Source organism: Enterococcus sp. AN402 (assembly GCF_040719405.1).
In the GTDB taxonomy this organism is placed as follows: domain Bacteria; phylum Bacillota; class Bacilli; order Lactobacillales; family Enterococcaceae; genus Enterococcus; species Enterococcus faecalis.
Window position 1 is genome coordinate 124,019 of sequence record NZ_JBFDTM010000003.1, and the last position, 19,022, is coordinate 143,040.

Consider the following 19,022-nt stretch of genomic DNA (forward strand, 5'->3'; position numbering starts at 1 on the left):
CTACGTCCTAGAAAAATGCATAGTTGGGAATCTTCATTTTATAAATTCCAAATAGAATATATGAAAATTGTCTGAAGAAAACATATTCAAATATTCATAAATAAAAAAGTTATAAACGAACAACAGAAGTTATTTGACCTATTTAAAACTTAGATAAACATCAAAAAACAAATAAAACTAACCAATGACATACAATTTTTGTGATTAATCCTAACATTCGGCTTTTCCGCTCTACTTTTAATAATATATCTTATGTTAACTAGAAAGCAAAAATACCTATTAATCAAAAATATCCGATTAATGGTTTTTGTTTTCTTATGCCTTTCCCCATTTAATATCTTTTAATGATAACACATTATGTGGTAGTTATAATTTTACTCCAAAAAAACAACATGTTGGTGATTATTTTTCAAATACAAGTGTGGTGAAACTAAACTTCTTAAATTGTTATAAATCAAAATTGAAAGAAAGAACGTTTAAATGTCTTTATTGCATAATTACCTAGCAATATTTTTGAAAATGGCTTAGAATTGCTCTCTCAAATTTACAGTATAGTTAAATTCCACCCATATTTTAAGATTCATAAATGTAGTCAAAAAACAGATAAAAAACTCACTGCTCTAATCGGCAGTGAGTTTTTGCGTAATGGATGCTAGTTTATAATTATCTAATAGGTACTTTTTCAGAATAACTATAGAATTGAGACTTATCTGTAAAATTAGCTTTATATTTACTGTTAATTCCAGCCTTTTTAGATATATCTCCCAATTCAATTAATAACTTTTCATCATTTCCTAAAAAATGAATTTTATTGTCAAATCCAACAATATAGATATAATTCACCATTTTATTTATTAATATTTCTGGATATTTTTCGCTATCTATTTTTTTATAGACTTGCAACAAAACATCTGTAATATCTAATATAGCTTTGGTCTTATCACGCTTCATTAAACTATTATATAGCTCATGAATTATTTTTTTTGTTTCCTCAATATCAATCATTTAAATACTTCCTCCACTAAAACTACCAAACAAATTATCTCCCCAACGTTTAACTCCTTCTGACCAAGCTTGTCCCCAATTTACTATTGCAATACACACCATTTCTATAATACGTAGCAGCTTCTATATTTGTTCCTAATGCTGTCAATCATGTCATAAATAACTAAGCCTTTAACTAATTTCTTTTTCATGAATGTTCATCTCGAAAATAAAAATTAGAAAACGTCTTCTATATAGAAATTATAGAACTATTGGTATAGTTTTGTAAATGTTAAAACAAAAGAATTTTTCTAATATTTTTGTAAGTTGGTATCTATGATAATTATTTTTAAACTGATTTTGACACCATTTTATTCAAAACAAATATTGCCATCAATACTTTCTTTTTATAAAATAGCCTTGATGTCTATATAAAAATTTTCAATTCAACAAGGAGAAATGAAACCGATGCTTATCATGCTACTAGTCATTATTGCTATGTATCTTTATTTGTTTCGTACACAAAAAAAGCAACAAAAAGAACGACAAGATTTTTTAAACAATTTACAACCAGGAGACGCTGTTGTGACTATTGGAGGATTACATGGAGTAATTTCTGAGATATCTTCAGATAAAAAGAAGGTAACTCTTGACTGTGAAGGCGCACATTCCGAATTCGATCAACAATCTATACGAGCAAAAAAATAAGCAGAAAGAACCCCTTTCTGCTTATTTTTTTCTTTTATTTGGTAAAGAATAGCCTAACTCTTTCAACTGTTTTTCGTGACCACATGACGAAATTCTCCATCAAAAACGATCAATGTATATTGATTTATCACTTCAACTTTTCCTTTGATTGTTTGTCCCATTACAGATTGACAATGTACAAATGTACCCACATCTATTAAATCTTTACTTTTTTTGGCCAAAACACAACCTCCGAAAATAATGATTAAAACCACCTATCTAGTAGGTGGTTTTGGAAGAAATAGTCTCTGAAGAACAATTTCAACGTAACAGTCTATAAAAATTTTATTGTATTTATTTTTCTATTTCAATCTTAACTTCTCTAAAAAATCTTGGTACAATCATTCATGACTTTTATTTAACTAGGAGGAAATCATGAATATACTCTTCTTAAGTATCTGCCTTTTTTATATAGCTACTATCTTAACAGGAGTTTATCACTGGAAAAATAACAAAAAGAAATAAAGAGAACATTTATTTTCCACACCCAAATAAAAAGGTAACAACCGCAAAAAAATCGAGGTTTAAATTCATGACACTATTATATTGAGGGTGCGATTGTTACCTTAGTTAATTTTACCAAGTTTTTTGCTAATTTTAAATCCCTCATTATTTCTTCTTTTTCAATACAAACAAAAGACAGATTAACAATAAGAAAATAGTTCCTATTAAGCCAAATAGAAACACTATTTATTCTCCAGTAGATGTGGTATTATTCAAGTTCTATTTGAAACTGGACATGTTACTGATTAATATTGGTATTGATACAGTATCATTAAATAATAAATAATTCGCTAAAAAATTTGTTACTAATCAAAAAGTAAAAAGAGGGAGGTTCTTGGAACATTGGACAACCCAATGATTAAAAATTCAGGCCTTTATGATACAATAATGGTTATTATAACAAACTCTAAAGGTTATTCAGAAGTAATTCCTATTTGTCAACAACTACATCTTACTTCACACCCAGAGCAATCATCTAAATAAAAAGATTGATTTTTATAGTATGACAATTTTTTTTCGTCAATAGTAATATGTTTTCGTCGAGCAATTTCATTAGCAATTACGGCAAAACGTTGTCGAAATTTATATATATAACAAAAAATGGTATTACCTTTACGTACATTTGGACCAATTAAGAAAATATTTTTAGCAATTATTGATTCATCAAAATCATTCAAAAGAACTTGTCCATTTTCCTTATACTTAAACAATGATACAGTAATAGATTTTATACCATTTTCAAAACCTGTACAAAGAATTGGTATATTTTCTACAGGTAATGATTTCCCATTTTCTGTAATCAATATATAACCAGTAGACGTTTTATCAATTTTTTTAACTTTGATAGTTGTGTATATTTTAATAGTATCTAATTTTTTTTGATTTACACGTAAATCAAAAAATCTCTGTCTTGTACGTGGTGATAACCTTTTGCTTGGGTCAGCATCTCTTATATTTAACCCCAAAGTATCTGTATAAATTGTAACTCGTTTACCTAATTTAGCTAATTCAATAGCTGCATCAATCGCACTCTCATTTCCTCCGATAATCGTCTGCTTATCCCCTTTAATTTCAATCCAAGAATTAATCTCGCCATAATGTAAACTATTCTTATAAGCACCTTTAATACTAGATTTATTTGGAAAAGAGAACTCTCCCATCGCAAAAATTACATATTCTGCATGAATAAATCCTTTTGTTGTTTCAAGCAAATAACCAGTTTTTTCTTTTTTAATAGATTGAACTTTACAATTTGTCTTAATAGGTAACTTATATTCTTCTGAAACTAATTGTAGGTATTTAGCATAATCTTTTCCAGATAAACGTTCCTTACCTAAAGTATATGAAGGAGATGTATCAATTGCTATTGCATTTAAATCAGGCATCCCAAATCCATTACTTGTAAAAGAAGGAGTGATAAATCTTGTTTGCTCAGGCCATTTAATAAAACTATTACCTACCTGCTTTCTCTCTAAAATAGCAAAATTATTTATGCCAAAATCTTTTAAAGCAACCCCCATACCTACGCCAGCAGCGCCTGCTCCAATAATTATAACTTCTTTATTTTCCATTATTTACCTCCACTAAAATTTAAAGTCTTCAAATTTCTTCCTGAGTGTTATTATTGACTATTATTTTGATATTCATACACACTAGGAATAATTTTAATTTTTTTATTTAATACATTGAGAATAACAATCATTTACTATTTTTTTCAATAAATAATGAATCAAAAGACTTAAACTAAGGCTCCAAATACTGATTAAAAAAGTCCCAAATAATTGAAGAAAAAAGTCCCCTTTTTCTGCCATGACACCAGTTAAAATCGATCCTGCAATTCCACCCACTGCATTCATCCCAAAAGAATCTGCAGCGTCATCAAAATTTGCTATGCTTAGATGCATTATGTGAATAACAATTGGACAAAGGGTACATACAATTACCGAAATTAATAAACTAAATGCAGGAGATACATATCCAACCGAGCAAGTACTACCTACTAATCCGCCGATTATTCCATTCATTATAGAATAGATAGATACTTTTTTTATTAAAATCCATTGGGTAAAAGTCCAGCTAATGCTACCGCCTAAAATTGAAATAAGTGTATTTAACCAAACTTGAATGGCTTCTTCACCGATTTTTCCAGAAGGTGCCATATTAAATCCGAACCATCCTAAGGTAATAAACAGCATTCCTACAAAAGCTATCATTTCTTGTGATTTAAATATCAATGAATTCTTTAAACGTATTGGTGATGTTATTGCTAAAACAAGACTTCCTATTCCAGCGGTAGTATGGACTACTAGTCCGCCTGAATAATCCAGTACTCCCATTTTCCCTAGCCAATTTCCATGTCCCCATAACGAAAAGCAAATAGGTGCATAAACAAATACAATCCACAAAGGAACAAACAACACAATATATTTCCAATTACCTCTTTCTAATACTGAACCAATTATCATAATTACAGAATATAAGCAAAAAAGTAATTGTATCAGTATAGAAACAATTTCACTAGAAGCTAAGGGGCTATAAAAGATACTATATTGAATATTTCCAAAAAAACTTAATGAGTATCCTACAAATAACCAACATAGAGTACCAGAAATAATAGTTACTAAACCCAAAATTAAAGTATGATGTATATATCTGTGATTAACTAGACCAACATAGTATAAAATTACTCCAAAAATCATTAACCACATAAAACAAAAGCAAACAAAAATAAATAGGTTATTCATAAAACCTCCATTTAATTAACTGTAAATCATTACTTTCACTTAAAATATAACATTTATAAATGTTATTTAATAAGGACAATCCCATCTCATATTTGTTATTACATTCTTCCAAATAAAACTAAACTATATTGATATTAATGCAATAAAATATTTACAAAAAATCATTTTTTAGCATGTATGCCAAAAAATGGGCTCTATAATATCTAGTGTTGGTGACGCCTTCTGTTGCCAATACTTTTTCTTTTTTCTAATAAACGCAAACAGACACCTTGAAATCCTTTAGAATAAAGTCGACGAAAACCATTCAAAGGAGTGTTTCAAGATGTCCTATTCAGAGTTTACCAAAGAGTTACTAGATATTCTAGACCTAAATCTTATCTTTCATGAAGATGCCTTTCGCAAAGAGCGAATCAATGACGAAACATGTTTTGTTTTTGATGGCACATTGACCTATCAACCAGAGGAATGCTTCCATTGTCACTATCAAAATAAGCAAACGATCATTAAATGGGGCTGGAAAAAAGTATCCATCTTATTGAATGATGTCAGTAACTACAAGACCATTCTGCGGATTAACAAACAGCGCTTCAAATGTAAACACTGTGGAAAGACTTTTTTAGCAGAAGATTCAGTTAGTGATCGTCGCTGCTCCATCGCCCGCAGAGTCAAACAAGCCATTCTTGAGCTATTAAGTGAGCCTATTTCTATGTCTTTGATTGCACGTATGAAGCACATTTCTCCGACCACTGTCATTCGAATACTTCGCAGCCTTCGGCCTAAAACCGTTTCTTTGAACCAGCCGTTACCAGAAGTGGTGTGTTTCGATGAATTCAAATCGGTGAAAAACGTCTCGGGAGCCATGAGCTTTGTCATGATGGACGGCAAGACCCATCAACTGATTGATATTGTGGAAAATCGGCAACTCAATCCTTTACGCGACTATTTCTTGCGCTACCCTAGAAAAGTCCGTGAACAAGTGCGTCTAGTGGTTTCAGATTTCTATACACCTTATCGCACATTGGTGAAAGAGTGTTTTCCGAATGCCCGAATCGTCGCCGATCGCTTTCATATTAGCCAACACATTGGTCGGGCTTTTACCAACCACCGAATTCAAGTAATGAAGACCTTTAAAAAAGGGGATCGTCGGTCGAAGCACTTAAAGAAATACTGGAGACTACTTCAAAAGAATGCGTGGGAATTGAAAGGTCAGCATCGCTACTGGCGTCCGTCATTTCGAGATCATCTGACAGAAGCAGAGATAGTCGATCGGCTATTATCTTATGATGATTCCTTAAAGCGAGGCTACGAAGTCTACCAGGATTTTCTTTCCGTTATCAGAAGACAAGATGTTCCTGAATTCGTCGCGCTCCTAAAAGAAGACTACAAGGAGTTGCCAGAGCACTACCAACCAGTGTTCACGACCTTCAAGAAATACCAAACAGAAATCAAACGAGCGTTGCGCGTTCCCTATTCCAACGGCCCTATAGAATGTTTGAATAACCATATCAAAGTACTAAAACGAATTGCCTATGGCTTTAGAAACTTTCAAAACTACCGAGAACGAATCTTTTTATATCGAGGAAAATATTTTAAGAAAACTAAGAATACTACCCAACTGACTAAAGCCAGAACAACAACACGGCTAGACAAGATAGCTGTCTAGCCGTGTGAGTATCTCGATTATTCTATTGAATTTCTTCACCAACACTCATTGACGAAGAGCCAAAAAATGATTTTAGTAAATATAATAATCCTTAGAATATTGTTGAACAATTTCTAAAATGAATCTGTGAGGAATACAGATACTAGTTTGCCCTGGTTCTGATATCCATCCTGTTTTCACCGCAATTTGATCTGGACTATTATCTTTTTTTACACGAACGTGCCCATTTTTAACTTCTATAGTATTATATTGCCCTTTTGATGGATAATATGTTTTGATAAATTCTTTTGAATCATCTAAATTTATACGCTCAATCTCTTTCCCATCTATCTTGACCACAGCATATTTAGCGTCGTCAAAACTTTTGGAGTTAAATGGCTTATTGTGAAAAAAAATAAAATATGGAGAAAAAGAGATAGCTATTAAAAAGATAATAATTATTATGTCTCCTTTTTTCATCAGACCCTTTCTACACATTTTTATTAAGAATTAGTGAACTGTTTTTCCATTTGTTTCTGAACATCTTGTCTTTACTCACCTTTCTTCAAGAAATTGTTGAATTTGAATCCGTACATCATAGTCACAATCTTTATCATTCAGTAATAATATTAATTCTTCTTTTAAACAAACAGGAACTTCCCAAAAACCATCTATTTTCTGGAAATAATCAGGTTCATAATTTTTAAAAAATGGGTACAATTTTAAAAATTCTTCAAAAGATAAATCATATTCTTCATAAAAGTTTTTAACTAATCCTTTTTTAAGAGCCTCTTCTGTTGGAGTGCCATTTTCATTAATAATATTCTTCATAACCATTATTCTGTATAATTCAGACTTATCATATCTTTCTTGTTCATAATCTTGATAAAATTTAAAGCTCTGTTCCACAAGTGGCGGATAAATAATATTCATTTTCTTCAATACTATTACCTCCTACTTTTTATCCATCACTTTTTTTCCACCATAATAGCCTTTTAAAGATACATGATGACTTTTACGATAATCACCAAGATTCTCATCAAACGAAATTTCAGGTGATTTTAATTTATCGTGTGTTCGACGCAATCTTTTTTTTGTTTTCGATGTTCTTCTCGCTGGTACAGCCATATTTATTACCTCCTGTGTTATAAAAGTTGCTGAAATACTTGAGCATTCAAACTATACTATTTGAAACTATTTATAGCGAAACATTACAGATAAAACGAACAAATCGTAATGATTACGTTTTGCTCGTTTTATACTATCAAGCTGTATCTAATTTGTCAATAACCTTTCTATAATAAATTAGTCTAGAATATAGCATAATTTATTAATTTTAAGATATTATTGATTACTTTTAACAAAAAAATGGATAATCATACCATATATTTTTTATAAATTTATGGTATCCTTTAAACTGATTTTGATAAAACCAAAGATATACTCTTTAATTAATCATGCAGAGAAATGAGGGACTATATGAAAAAATTTAAATTTACATTATTTAGCTTGTTGGTAATTATTTTTAGTGGTCTATTAATTCAAAGATTTAGCGGTTACTTTTATACTACACCTGTTGGTATTGTAAAATCAGTAAAAATGATTGACAGCGAACAATTACTAACAGTTAAACTAGTAAATAATACAAAAAAAACTATTGTTGTAAAAGTAAAATTTAATAGAAATGAAAGTACCAATCCAGTATTTAATCAAAATAATCAAATATTATTAGATAATTCCACTAAGAAGTGGGAATTTATTTCTCTAAAAAGAGATGGCTATACTTTTATTTTAGTAGTTAGTTTTATTTCATTAGTCTTAGGTATCTCTGGGAAAAAAGGATTTTTTTCTTTAGTTGGTATTTTATTCAATATAATCTTTCTTTTTTTCTTGCTTTGGATAAATCAGCGAAACAGATCCATAAACTTACTATTGCTAATAACATTCTATACAATAATTGCTATTATTATATCAACTGGTTCTCTCTACGGACTAAAAAAAATTGATTTAAGGAAGGTTTTAGCAACAATATTTAGTGTTTTTATATCTTATTTTATTACCACAATTACTATGAAGTTATTAAACGATCAAGGACTGCGCTATGAAGAAATGCAATTTTTAACTAGACCTTATCGAACTGTTTTTCTTGCTAGCTTAATGTTAGGAGGAATTGGAGCAGCACTAGACAATGTTGTTGTTATAATTTCAAGTTTAGATGAACTTGTAAGACATACTCCTGAGATAAATACAAAAGAATTAATAGAATCAGGAAAGAATATCGCTTCAGATACCACTACTTCGATGATTAATGTTTTGTTATTTGCCTATCTTAGTAGTGCAACGCCTTTTTTTATTTTCTATTTAGCTAATGGATGGGATTTTGTTGAGACATTCAAAATGCATCTTTCATTGGAAATAATGAGAGTTTTATGTGGAGGACTTGCCATCTTGTTCACTATCCCAAGTTCATTTCTATTTTTTCTTTTATTTAAAAAATTAAAAAAGAAGGGGAAAACAGATGAATGTAATTAGTTTATTAGTCATTATTTTTATCTTTATTTCAATTATCATATTTAAAAATAATTCTTTCTACTTTATTTCAGGATTATTTTTGAATATAGTCATTTTTATTGGCTATCTAATAGCTATATCGCTTCATATTTCTGTATATTTGGTAACCTTTGTATCTTTTTTACTAATGACGATAGTAATTCTTTATTGGATAAATGGACGTAATGCTAAAACAAAATTGGCTTTTATCTGTGTTATATTTTTTTTAGTTACTTTTACTATTGTGTCACTACCATTAATCACTGCTCTTAAGACACAAGGATTTTCTTCTGAAGAATTAATTGAATTAGCTAATTTTGATTTAAATGTTGATATCCCTTTTTCTGAACTAAACGTCTCAATTATTTTAATTAGTTTTTCTGGTGCCGTTATTGACGGAAGTATGGCTATTTGTAGTTCTACTTACGAAATATATACGAAGAACCCAGATTTAACTTTTAAAGAACTATTTAATTCTAGCTTTAACGTAGTAATTGAGGTATTAAATTCGACTATATACACTCTCTTATTTGCTTTTATAGCATCTAATTTTGCATTAGTAATTTACTTACAGGATTTAAACTATTCATTTTTAGAATTAATTAATTCTAAAATTTTTGTAGGGGAACTATTAGTAAGTATTTTAACTGGTTGTGCAGGAATTTTAATTTTACCTTTGTCCTGTTTACTAGGTAGCTGGATATTAAAAAAAAGATTCCACACTTTGTATTGAAACCCAAAAGCTAGGCCGAATACCTTTTATAGAAATATATTTGGTATTTTTATACAATTAACCGTTCACTTATATTGAACAAAATTGCAGCCAAGTTTTGTTTTGATTTATTGGTGATTGAAATAATTAAATCCATTTGTTATGTAAGTCTTGATTAGTGTGAAAAAACACCCTCTAATCCAGTCCGCTCTTTTCCAAATACTTAAATAAAAGAATCCACAACTAATTTATCTGTTATTCTATGTAATATACTCAACAAAATTCACAGTAACTTAACTATGACTTTTCAGTAAAAATCAATTGTGCATACTGATACAGTAAGTTTAAACTTTTATTGTAATAGTATAATTCTTAATTTGTATTTTTTACTTCTATTCCTAATTGATTTATTCAAAATTATCACAAAATCGTAAAAGTTAAAATTGCATATTCTAACACAAGAAAATCAAAAAAAGATTTTCTTGTGTTAATATTTTTGAATATACTAAAGTTCCGATAAGTAGAAAACACCCTACTGATTTATATAATAGTAGGGTGTTTTGTTAATATAATTTACTTAAATTCTATAACTCACAGTCTATAATCACCTTTTATTCATTTAATTTTAATCCGATAACATACTTAACTCTACGTCAAAGTATAATTTTACCACATGAATCACCATATATAGTTGTATAACTATTTAAGATGACTTCATTAACTTGTTCAGGTTTAGTAAAAACAACTATGACAGATGGATCTTTTCCTGCTTGTTTAATTTGATCAAAATCAACTTCGGCTAATAATGTTTCGGTAGTAACCTTCTCTCCTGCATTAACAAAAATTGAAAAAGGTTTACCCTCCAATTCAACTGTATCTATACCAATATGAATTAAATACTCAATATCTGCATCGCTTTTTATACTAATTGCATGCTTTGTTGGAAAAACAGCTTCAATTCGTCCAGTCAAAGGAGCATATATTTTGTTACCTTCGGGAACAACTGCAAATCCTTCTCCAAGTACTTTTTTTGAAAATATTGGATCATTTACTTCTGAAATAGGAATAATCCTCCCTGAACAAGGAGCAGTAATGAAAATTCCTTCTTGTTTTTTATTTTTAAATAGATTAAACATAAGATATCTCCTAATTCTCAATTTCTAAAATTTGATTAATTTCTTGACTAAGTAAATCAGCTTTACCGCCAAAAACAGCCTGAATACCACCATTCACTTCAAAAACAGCAGTAGCACCTAGTTGTTTAATAGTTTCTTTGTCAACCATTCGGCCATCTACAACAGCTACACGTAAACGAGTAGCACAAGCTTCAACGGATTCAATATTGGTTTTACTACCAAGAGCTTTAATGATTATTTGAGCTTCATCATTTAATGATGTTTTTTTATTTAATTTATTTTCAGCAGTCGTTGGCAACTCTTCTCCCATTCCAGGAATAGCTACTTTAAATTTCTTAATGAAGAAAGTAAATACGCAGAAATAAACAATTGCCCAAGCAATTCCGAAAGGAATTAATTTCAGCCAATTTGTCTTATCGTTTCCTTGGAGTACACCAAATAATAAGAAATCAATTAATCCACCAGAAAATGAATTTCCTACTCGGATATTTAAAATATCAGCAAAATAAAAAGATAGACCATCTAAGAATGCATGAATTATATATAACCATGGGGCTACAAATAAAAACATATATTCAACTGGTTCAGTAATCCCTGTTAAAAATGAAGTCAAGCCACCACTAAAATAAAGTCCACCATTCTTTTTACGATTTTGTTTAGGTATAGCACGATACATAGCATAACAAGCTGCTGGTAAACCAAACATCATTGTCGCGAATCTACCTGCAAAGAAACGAGTACCATAAGTAAATAGTCCTGTATGGTTTGGATCAGCTAGTTGCGCAAAGAAAATATTTTGTGCACCAGAAACAGTAACTCCAGCTACACTTTCTGTACCTCCTAAAGACGTATACCAAAAAAGTGGATAAATAGTATGATGTAATCCTACTGCGCCAGTCAAACGAAGTAAAAATCCATACAAAAAAGTACCTAGACTTCCCATTTGTGCAATATGTTCTCCAACTACTGCTAATCCATTTTGAATTGGTGGCCAAATTAAATAAAAGAAAGAACCGATAATAATTGCCGCTAAACTAGAAATGATTGGAATAAAACGCGATCCGCCAAAAAAGCCCAAAAATTGCGGTAGTTCAATTTTCCGATATCGATTGTGTAGAAATGCAACAGTTCCGCCAATTATAATAGATCCAACAACACCAGTATCAAGAGTTGCATCTTTAGCAGAAAATAACGCAAGAAAGCCGCTGATCGTTGCTGTATACACTAAGTAAGATACTCCACCGGCTAGACCTGCTGTTCCTTTATCCCCGTTTGCTAACCCTACAGCAATACCTATAGCAAAAATCAATGCTAAATTAGTAAAGACAGCATTTCCTGCATAACTCATAATACTTAATACTGTATGGATCCATGGCTGTTCTAAAATTGGATACGCATTCATTGCACTTTCATTTGTTAAAGCACCACCAAGGCCTAAAAGTAAACCTGCTACTGGTAAGATTGCAATCGGTAACATAAATGCGCGACCTAATTGTGAAAACTTCTTAAACATCTTTTTCCTCCTTATTCAATGCATCGACAAATCTTTTAGCAATTTCTTGTGGTCGTGTAATTGCACCACCAACGACAATTCCTGCAACACCCAGCTTTTTAATTTGTCTTGCTTGTTCAGGTGTATGAATTTTCCCTTCAGCAATAACACAAATATTTTCTTGTACTAATTGTTTAATTAATTTCATATCTGGGCCATTTTGTTTTTTGCTCTCCTTTGTATAGCCACTTAAGGTTGTACCAACAAAATCCACACCAGCTTGATAAGCATTCTTTCCTTCCTCAAAAGTAGAAATATCAGCCATTAATAGTTGTTGAGGATACTTTTTCTTTACTTTTTCTATAAAAGTATTAATAGATAATCCGTCATGACGTTTACGTAAAGTACAGTCCAAAGCAATTACCTCCACACCAATTGCAACTAATTCATCTACTTCTCTCATAGTTGCTGTAATAAATGGCTCTTCAGGAGGATAATCTCTTTTTATTATGCCAATAATCGGTAAAGAAACTTTCTCTTTGATTTCCTTAATATCTCGAACAGAATTTGCACGTATACCAATAGCTCCAGCATTTTTAGCTGCTAATGCAAAATATGGCATTAAACCTCCTTCCTCTGTATAAAATGGTTCACCAGGTAGCGCCTGACACGAAACAATTAAACCGCCTGAAATTACTTCTAAGAATTTTGCTTTGTTCAAACTCCACAAACCTCCACTTTTATATTTTTTAGGATTTTTACTCCAAAAAAAGTTTAGCATCCGCTTACATTGTTGTCAAGAAAAATGGAGAATTTTGGAGTTTTTTAATTTTTATAGTGTATAATAAACAAAAATTACATTCTAGAGGAGATTTTATGAATTACATTTATTTAATTAATGAACATTATCCCTTATTAACAAAATCGGAACGAAAAGTTGCTGATTTTATCCTTAGCTCTGGAGAATCTATTATTTACAGCACTATGAATGATATTAAAATAAAAGCGAATGTTGGCGATGCAACAATTATTCGCTTTTGTCAAAAACTTGGATTTTCTGGTTTTTCTGATCTAAAAATTGAAATTGCTAAAGAAGATTTTAGCAAAAAAAAAGAACAACCATCTAGTGGTAAATACCACGATGAAGTTGCTAAAAGTTTGATTGAAGTACTTCAGTCTACTTCTTGTTTAGTTAATGAAGAAAAATTAACAAAAGCAATTCAACTTATTAATCAAGCAAGCAGCCTATATATTTTTGGTGTAGGATCTAGTGGAAATACTAGTCTTGATTTGGAAAGTATGTTTTTGAGGGTAGGAATACAAGCTAAAGCTGTATTAGATCCTCATTATCAAGCTCAAGTTGCTTCTTTGTTAACAGATAGAGATTTAGTTATTATCTTTTCTTTATCTGGAAAAACAAAAGATACTTATGACTCATTAAAAATTGCAAAAAATAATGGAGCAAAAATACTTGCTATAACGAATTATATTCATTCACCAATAGGAAAATCTGCAGATTTAGTTTTACAAACAGCAATCGAAGAATTTTTAAATGGTGGTTCTTTAGCTGGAAAAATTTCACAACTTTATATTTGTGATTTGTTAGTACATGAATATGAACAAAATAACAAGATTAATTCATTGGATTTAAGAGAAAAAGTCTTACGTTCAATTATTGATAAAAGAATTGAGTGATAATTTAGAATTAGTTATTAAAAAAGCAACAAGATTATACTACATAAACAATATGTAATATGTATCTTGTTGCCTCTATTTATTTAGCATTATTCCTCAAATTATTTTGATAGATATCCTACAATATAATAAGCTCACTATACTATTTGTCTTAATAATAGGGGGTATATGGACATAAAAACGAATCGTTTTTTTATTTTGTATACGGTTAGCCGAGAAAGTTCATTTTCTGTTAGTTATATAAGATAGCATTAAACAACCACCACTTAATAACAATAAATAAATAATCAAAGCCTGTATTCTATGAAAACTAGAAATCAAAGAAAAAATACTCATAACCAATGGCGCCATCATCACCAAGATAGAATTAATTAACCCAACAGAAATAGCTAATTGTTGGGAATCTACAGAAGTCATTAACCAGCCAGACAATTTGGGCGTACTTACACCAACCAAAAAGCCAATAATGGCCAATCCACTCAAAATAACAACAAAATTCTCATAAAAACAACTAATTAGAAAAATGATAATAAAAAGATTCAAGCATAAAACAACAGTAGCTAACTGAACTTTTTTAAATAAAGGTACTCCAAACAGACTCCCCATGGCTAAAGAAAGTGTTAGTACTGCTCCAGTTAACGCAACGGTAAAGCTATAGTTACCAATGATCATTTTTGTTTTTTCTACGAATATGATTTGTAATAACGGTAAAAATGCAGCCAATAAGCCATTGATAATTCCCACTTGAAAAACCATTTGAAATAGCTTGGGTTGATATCTGATTTGATTGATTGCCTTTTTCAAAGAATGCCAATACGATTGTCTTTCTATTTGCTTCCTTGCGCCATCTTCTTCATTTGTTGCAACAGAAGAGGTATCCATAGATTTTTGAATAAACAAAAAAATCACACTGACTAAGAAAAAACTTATTGCATTAAGATACGCTAGTCCAGAGTATGAAACAAGTGCTAGCAGTGCCGCCCCTAAAAATTGTGCAATAAAACGAATGATTTGACCAAAACTGTTAGTTAAGCCCAACGCTTCCTCTAACTCGTCATTTGTACAAATTCTACGAATAATCGGAATTCTTAAACTGTTGCTGAATGTTCCAAAACAATCAGACACAAAATTAATACTAATTGTCACACAGATAATAAGCCATGCTTGCCATGAACTGGCAAACAAAATACCTACAAAACAATATAGTATCCCACGAATAAACCCACTCACTATAAGCCATTGAAAACGATACTTTGTCTGATCTGAAAAGTAACCTGAAAGACTTTCTAGTAAATTAGGTAGTGTTTCTAATAAAGCAATAATAGAAATAATTAGAGAATATTGTTTTAACTGACTAGCGTACGTAACTAGTGCCAAATAAAATAACGAATCTCCTGCAGTAGATAAAACATTTGCCAACGAGAGTTGCCGAAAAATTTTATTTTTTCTGAAAACATTCATTTGATTTCTCCCCCTCCTAGCAGTTATTATAAGAAAAAAGGAAAAAAAAACAGGGGAATTGTCGTATTTGACTAAAAAGGAGAAACTTTATGAACACTATTGGAAAACAACTGAAAATCGAACGAAAAAATCGAGGCTTAACTCAAAGTGAAATGTGTCAACCAATTCTTTCAACTTCCTATTATGCCAAGGTTGAAAAGGGGTATCATAAGATTGCAGCTGAGGATTTACTATCTATTTTGAAACAAAACAAAATCGATATAATAGATTTTTTTATTTCACTTGAAAAAAAAGGTGCCACAGACATCTCTTATGAACAATTAATTCATTTAGCATGGAGTGAGGCTCACTTAAAACAAGATATACCTAAATTACACCGCTTAAAAAAATCGGTTGATCATAATCAAGTGATGTCAAAAAAACAAAAAGCATTACTTTTAGCACTCCTCGATTTATCAATTGCTGGGCTCTCCGATAGTTTAATTTCTATGTCTCCTGATACTAAACAATTATTACAAAACTATTTATTCACGCTACCAACTTGGAATAAATTAAAATTATCTGTTTATGGAAATGCACTCCGAGTTTATACTATTGAAAGTAATCAATTATTCATTAACAGTATCTTAAAAAAAGAACTTACTTCTTATACGCTTTCTAATCGATGTATTATTTTAACAATTCTCTTAAACTTTATTAGTATATGTATTGAATCAAATCAAGATAATTTAGCTTCTAACTATCTTGAATTCATCAATAGAGAAACCTCTTTTCCAGAGAATTTTTTTCAAAAAACTCTTGGTCACTACTTTACTTTATTGCTATTAGCCAGACAAAACAAGCAGATTCCTATGGAAGAATTAACAGCTATCTACACAGTTTTAACACTTACTGGTTTGTCCCAATACGCAACAGAACTAGAAATTTTTTTTAAAAATCATACCTCTATTGTCAATTAAGTAGATAAGAACTAATTTAAAAAATCGAATTTTTTGAAGAGTATAGCACTACCTTGATATTCAATGTTCTAGAATTAGTATTGGATTTTTTTGTATAGCCGTAAAAAAATACCCCAAATAATTAGACATGGTATCTAATAATTGGGGCACTATTACGTTTTTTGTAATTAAAAAAATTATTAATCCCTTATTTGTCTTGCTTTAGCCTTTTAATAACAAATACAACAGTAAAACCAACAAAACTAACTACAAGCAAAGCCGAACCCAATGTATTTAATACTAAATTATTATTAAATCCTGTTCTAGGCAAAGATTTATCAATCTTTTTTCCTGTAGAAGTATTATCCATTTTAACGCTATCATTTACCTTATTTTCTTCTTTAAATTCAGTATTCAATGTTTTGTTAATTTGAGCTTTATTCTCTTCTTTTAACACATCATTTTTTTATATACGTAAACTATCTCTTGATCATTCTCTGTAAATACACCAGAAGCATTTCCCGTTAACTTTTCAAATTGATAACCGTCAAATGTTTTTTGCTCAGTAGAATACTCCTTACCTACAATGTCTGTCTTAGTAATAGGATCAATTAATTGATTTCCCTCTTCATCCATATAGCGGACTGTTATTGTTGACTGTTTTGTAGTCGGGTAAGTCACCGTTACCTGTTTATCATCAGTAACTGTCAATAGATGCATGGGTTTTTGTGGAGTGGTTGAAGTCTCTCCTGTTTCGGGGTTTAAGTAAACTTGATCATAGTAATAATTAAGATCACCTTGCACAGTTGTATTTATAATTCCTTGCTGATTAGGTATTTGTGCCACACTAAAAGTCTTTTCTTCTCCACTTTTCAAATTAAATGCTGGAAAATCGATATCGGATAAAGTTATGTTTTCAAGATCACTCGTACCATCATTTTTAACTGTGTAGGTTACAGTAATTTCTTCATTTGGATTACTTATTTTTTGTTCTGTTGTCATATCAAGTTTTATAGAAGCATGAGGAATTAATCCTAGATTTGCTATTGCATAACTGTGAACATACGGATTTTGAGTATCATTACTTTCAGTAAATGTTCCGTCTAAATTGTAGTAACCACTGACTGTTTGGAGAGGAGCTTTATTATCAAAGTAATAGAAACCATCTGCTGAAAATTGTGAACTATTAACAATACTTGCTTTATTGGCTTCAGTAATAGTTAACCATTTTGGTAGTTGACTAGGATTAATGTAAATGTAATTAATGTATGAGCTATCTTCGGGTACATTTTAAGCAATCCAGTTAGCTAAATTTAGGTTCCCAAAACCTGTTCTGTATGGTACTTCTGCATTATCCATAAGCGGATTAGCATCAGAAAATTGCTTTGAAACACTTTCGTACTCCGTCCAATCATCTGTTTCCATAGCTTTATCTGTTATTTCCGACCAATCTTTATTTAAATTCTGCTTTACCCATGCTGACTTAGGCTCAATAACAGCTGTAGCAGAATTAATAGGGGTTGTAGTAGATCCAGCATTCAAATGATTATTTCCTGGATAATCAAATCCTACCGTCAAATCCTTATTTGTAAAGGCTAGTTTATCAAAATGAATAGCAGGTGCTGACGGTTCATTTTGATCTTGTATTCCATTGCCATTTAAATCAAACCAAATACGTGAACCATAGATAGGCAGAGTATCATCTGCAAATGCAGTGATTGCCATTCCCCCAAACGCAAAAATACATACTACTCCGAAAAGTATTTTTTTATCATTTCTTCCTCCTTGAAATTATATTTTCTTTTGTTTTTAACCCTAACTACATAGAATATACATAAATTAAGAAATTTTTTCAAATTATAAAAACTACCTTAAAAAACAACATAAAGAGTACTAGACTTAATAACTTTAATATAGTAGTAATTTATTTGAATATCACTATTATTTCCTAAATTAAAGTATACCCATAATTTACAAAAGATTGTTCTAAATATATAAAGAAAAAGTCAAAAACTTAGAAGTTTCTGGCTTCTTTGTTTTTTCGTAAAAATTCAGAGAACCCAACCTTTTTAGTTTCTGGAACTTTGAAATGTAAGAAATAAGAACTTTAAATAATTATAGTATAAATATTTAAAGTTCTTGTTTTACTATTTCTATGATTTGCGGTAGTATTAAATTAGTTATTACAAGGAGCGTAATTTATGAAGATTACTTTTAATGATATATTTTCTCATATCCCTTTTTGGAAACAAATTGTAGTTTGGCTTATTAGTATTGTTATTAGCGCCAAGGTAATTGACTTATTTACTAAACAAAATGGTTTATTGTATACTCTTGCAAAACTTGTTGTGGGTTTCTTATTAGGATTGTTAATACTTTATATTATTGCAAAAAGAAAGAACTCCTCTTAATGTAGC

18 protein-coding genes and 2 pseudogenes are annotated in these 19,022 nt (G+C 30.3%); 7 read left to right on the plus strand and 13 right to left on the minus strand.

All coding sequences use genetic code 11. From position 1 onward, the window contains the following. Positions 1-663 precede the first annotated feature (663 nt). Positions 664-1,005: a bacteriocin immunity protein gene (locus tag AB1I62_RS01190; protein ID WP_010709167.1), complete on the minus strand. Its 342-nt coding sequence runs from the start codon at positions 1,003-1,005 to the stop codon at positions 664-666. Continuing rightward, positions 1,006-1,196: pseudogene (locus tag AB1I62_RS01195) on the minus strand (bacteriocin). A gap of 256 nt (positions 1,197-1,452) precedes the next feature. Here AB1I62_RS01195 and yajC point away from each other — a divergent pair. After that, positions 1,453-1,692, plus strand: coding sequence for a preprotein translocase subunit YajC (gene yajC / locus AB1I62_RS01200; RefSeq protein ID WP_367018917.1), 240 nt, complete (start codon positions 1,453-1,455; stop codon positions 1,690-1,692). Positions 1,693-1,754: 62 nt separating this feature from the next. Here the strand turns inward: yajC and AB1I62_RS01205 are convergent, their stop codons facing one another. From AB1I62_RS01205 to AB1I62_RS01215, 3 genes are all read right to left on the minus strand, one after another. Further along, entirely contained in the window at positions 1,755-1,913 is a 159-nt protein-coding gene (locus AB1I62_RS01205) for a hypothetical protein (RefSeq protein ID WP_367018919.1), read from the minus strand. Positions 1,914-2,672: 759 nt separating this feature from the next. After that, positions 2,673-3,806: an NAD(P)/FAD-dependent oxidoreductase gene (locus AB1I62_RS01210; protein ID WP_367018921.1), complete on the minus strand. Its 1,134-nt coding sequence runs from the start codon at positions 3,804-3,806 to the stop codon at positions 2,673-2,675. 102 nt (positions 3,807-3,908) lie between these two features. Beyond that, on the minus strand, positions 3,909-4,979 hold the full coding sequence (locus AB1I62_RS01215; protein ID WP_010710139.1) for an ammonium transporter: 1,071 nt from the start codon (positions 4,977-4,979) through the stop codon (positions 3,909-3,911). A gap of 322 nt (positions 4,980-5,301) precedes the next feature. Between AB1I62_RS01215 and AB1I62_RS01220 the strand changes: the two genes are divergently transcribed. Beyond that, positions 5,302-6,642: an ISL3 family transposase gene (locus tag AB1I62_RS01220; protein ID WP_127978659.1), complete on the plus strand. Its 1,341-nt coding sequence runs from the start codon at positions 5,302-5,304 to the stop codon at positions 6,640-6,642. Between the two features lie 72 nt (positions 6,643-6,714). On the opposite strand, the gene AB1I62_RS01225 is transcribed toward AB1I62_RS01220, so the two are convergent. From AB1I62_RS01225 to rpmF, 3 genes are read right to left on the minus strand one after another with little or no spacing between them, the layout of a single operon-like run. Continuing rightward, the gene (locus AB1I62_RS01225; RefSeq protein ID WP_033598546.1) at positions 6,715-7,119 is read right to left on the minus strand and encodes a NusG domain II-containing protein; all 405 of its coding nucleotides are present in this window, start codon (positions 7,117-7,119) and stop codon (positions 6,715-6,717) included. Positions 7,120-7,176: 57 nt separating this feature from the next. Next, positions 7,177-7,554, minus strand: a complete 378-nt coding sequence (locus AB1I62_RS01230) for a hypothetical protein (protein ID WP_162499929.1) — start codon at positions 7,552-7,554, stop codon at positions 7,177-7,179. A gap of 21 nt (positions 7,555-7,575) precedes the next feature. Continuing rightward, positions 7,576-7,749 carry a 50S ribosomal protein L32 gene (gene rpmF / locus AB1I62_RS01235; protein WP_002394547.1) on the minus strand — a complete coding sequence of 58 codons (174 nt, stop codon included), beginning with the start codon at positions 7,747-7,749 and terminating at the stop codon, positions 7,576-7,578. Positions 7,750-8,088: 339 nt separating this feature from the next. Here rpmF and AB1I62_RS01240 point away from each other — a divergent pair, with 339 nt between their 5' ends. Both AB1I62_RS01240 and AB1I62_RS01245 read left to right on the plus strand, forming a co-directional pair. Then, on the plus strand, positions 8,089-9,153 hold the full coding sequence (locus tag AB1I62_RS01240) for a YibE/F family protein (RefSeq protein ID WP_367018923.1): 1,065 nt from the start codon (positions 8,089-8,091) through the stop codon (positions 9,151-9,153). Continuing rightward, positions 9,140-9,904, plus strand: coding sequence for a YibE/F family protein (locus tag AB1I62_RS01245; RefSeq protein WP_002358536.1), 765 nt, complete (start codon positions 9,140-9,142; stop codon positions 9,902-9,904). The genes AB1I62_RS01240 and AB1I62_RS01245 overlap by 14 nt, the downstream gene beginning before the upstream one ends. A gap of 632 nt (positions 9,905-10,536) precedes the next feature. Here AB1I62_RS01245 and AB1I62_RS01250 read toward each other — a convergent pair. The 3 genes from AB1I62_RS01250 to AB1I62_RS01260 are packed head-to-tail and all read right to left on the minus strand — an operon-like array spanning position 10,537 to position 13,232. Continuing rightward, positions 10,537-11,019: a PTS glucose transporter subunit IIA gene (locus AB1I62_RS01250; RefSeq protein ID WP_367018925.1), complete on the minus strand. Its 483-nt coding sequence runs from the start codon at positions 11,017-11,019 to the stop codon at positions 10,537-10,539. 10 nt (positions 11,020-11,029) lie between these two features. After that, complete coding sequence (locus AB1I62_RS01255) at positions 11,030-12,532, minus strand: PTS transporter subunit EIIC (RefSeq protein WP_002382840.1); 1,503 nt, start codon at positions 12,530-12,532, stop codon at positions 11,030-11,032. Beyond that, positions 12,525-13,232 carry an N-acetylmannosamine-6-phosphate 2-epimerase gene (locus AB1I62_RS01260; protein WP_367018927.1) on the minus strand — a complete coding sequence of 236 codons (708 nt, stop codon included), beginning with the start codon at positions 13,230-13,232 and terminating at the stop codon, positions 12,525-12,527. The genes AB1I62_RS01255 and AB1I62_RS01260 overlap by 8 nt, the downstream gene beginning before the upstream one ends. Positions 13,233-13,387: 155 nt before the next feature. On the opposite strand from AB1I62_RS01260, the gene AB1I62_RS01265 reads away from it, so the two are divergent. Then, positions 13,388-14,206 carry a MurR/RpiR family transcriptional regulator gene (locus AB1I62_RS01265; RefSeq protein WP_367018929.1) on the plus strand — a complete coding sequence of 273 codons (819 nt, stop codon included), beginning with the start codon at positions 13,388-13,390 and terminating at the stop codon, positions 14,204-14,206. A gap of 222 nt (positions 14,207-14,428) precedes the next feature. Here the strand turns inward: AB1I62_RS01265 and AB1I62_RS01270 are convergent, their stop codons facing one another. Next, a complete protein-coding gene (locus AB1I62_RS01270; protein ID WP_367018931.1) occupies positions 14,429-15,667 on the minus strand; it encodes an MFS transporter in 1,239 nt (412 codons plus the stop codon). An 89-nt stretch (positions 15,668-15,756) separates the two neighbouring features. On the opposite strand from AB1I62_RS01270, the gene AB1I62_RS01275 reads away from it, so the two are divergent. After that, complete coding sequence (locus AB1I62_RS01275) at positions 15,757-16,626, plus strand: helix-turn-helix domain-containing protein (RefSeq protein WP_163402598.1); 870 nt, start codon at positions 15,757-15,759, stop codon at positions 16,624-16,626. 187 nt (positions 16,627-16,813) lie between these two features. Here the strand turns inward: AB1I62_RS01275 and AB1I62_RS01280 are convergent. Next, positions 16,814-18,461: pseudogene (locus tag AB1I62_RS01280) on the minus strand (MucBP domain-containing protein). 345 nt (positions 18,462-18,806) lie between these two features. Between AB1I62_RS01280 and AB1I62_RS01285 the strand changes: the two are divergent. Further along, positions 18,807-19,016, plus strand: a complete 210-nt coding sequence (locus tag AB1I62_RS01285; RefSeq protein WP_016634924.1) for a hypothetical protein — start codon at positions 18,807-18,809, stop codon at positions 19,014-19,016. Positions 19,017-19,022 lie beyond the last annotated feature (6 nt).